2 protein-coding genes are annotated in these 1319 nt (G+C 39.3%); both read left to right on the top strand.

The annotated features are described in order from the left end of the window. Nucleotides 1-81: 81 nt before the first annotated feature. On the top strand, nucleotides 82-369 hold the full coding sequence (locus EKM76_RS13315) for a transposase (protein ID WP_003688751.1): 288 nt from the start codon (nucleotides 82-84) through the stop codon (nucleotides 367-369). Nucleotides 370-392: 23 nt separating this feature from the next. Further along, entirely contained in the window at nucleotides 393-1271 is an 879-nt protein-coding gene (locus EKM76_RS13310; protein ID WP_010011610.1) for an IS3 family transposase, read from the top strand. Nucleotides 1272-1319 lie beyond the last annotated feature (48 nt).

The following is a 1319-nucleotide window of genomic DNA, read 5'->3' as shown; positions in this document are numbered from 1 at the left end:
TGGGCCTAGAATAAAAAGTGTACAAGTTAAATAGAGACTCTGATTTAGTATAATTAAGGAAGTAAATTGGAGGATCAAATAATGACGAAGCACAGTTATGACAAGGAATTTAAGGAACAGGCCGTTCAGTATTACTTAGATAACAAGGATCACATGACCATGAATGAAATAAGTAAGAATCTAGGTATTGGGGCTAGTACATTACATAAATGGATTAAGCTGTTTACTGAGACTGGGGAGTTTGGCCGTGGCTCTGGTAATTTTGCCAGCGATAAGGACAAGGAGATTGCACGACTAAAGCGTCAACTTCGTGACGCTGAAGGAGCGATCGAAGTGTTAAAAAAATCAATCGGGATTCTGAGCAAGTAACTACCGAAAAGGTATACCAAGAAATGGACGTTCAGCACGCTTTGGAATCCCACCCTTCCATCAATGGTATGTGTGATTATGTTGGAATCTCAAGAAGTGGTTACTATCAACGAGAAAAGCGTCATAATCACCAATCACCGCGAAAGCTTCGGAAGAAGTTTATTCAAGGTGAAATTAAAGCAATTTGGCTCAAAAGCCTTTGTATTTACGGTGCCGGCAAAATCACCCAAGAACTTCGCTCAAAAGGATATAAGATCGCTGAACGAACTGTTGGTAAGTATATGCGTGAACTTGGCATTCACGCCGTTTACCTAACCCCTTGGACGACTACCACTCGCAATTCTAAGTTTGATAAACAGCTAATAAATATTTTAGACGAGCAGTTCAATCCATTGCGACCAAACGCCGTTTGGTGCATTGACACCACTTATATTCCAGTTCATGACGGATTCGTTTATTTAACCAGTATTATGGACTTGTACTCCCGACGGATCATTGGTTGGGACTTATCTGAAACCTTGGAGGTATCGAATGTCATCCCACTTATTGAAAAGACTAAGCACAGTCGCCATATTAGCAAGCCATTAATCATGCACAGTGATCGTGGTAGTCAGTTTACGTCTGAAGCTTACAATCAAGTTACAGCTAACATGACATTAAGCTATTCAAAGAAAGCTTATCCTTGGGATAATGCCTGCATTGAGTCGTTTCATGCCTTGATTAAGCGTGAATGGATAAATCGGTTTAAAATCCATTCATACTCCGAAGCTAAACGACTAGTTTTTCAGTACATTGAAACGTTTTACAACACAGTTAGAATTCACAGTCACTGTGGATTCAAATCACCAAAGCAACTTGAAGATGAGTATCAAACTCAAATTCAAAATTTAGTCGTGGCATAGGACAAAAAAGTCTCTATTTAAATTGTCTATTTTATTGACAGGGGACCA

The organism is Loigolactobacillus zhaoyuanensis (assembly GCF_003946385.1).
GTDB classification, from domain to species: Bacteria; Bacillota; Bacilli; order Lactobacillales; family Lactobacillaceae; genus Loigolactobacillus; species Loigolactobacillus zhaoyuanensis.
Note: the sequence above shows the minus strand (reverse complement) of the source record. Positions and strands in the feature narration are given on the sequence as shown.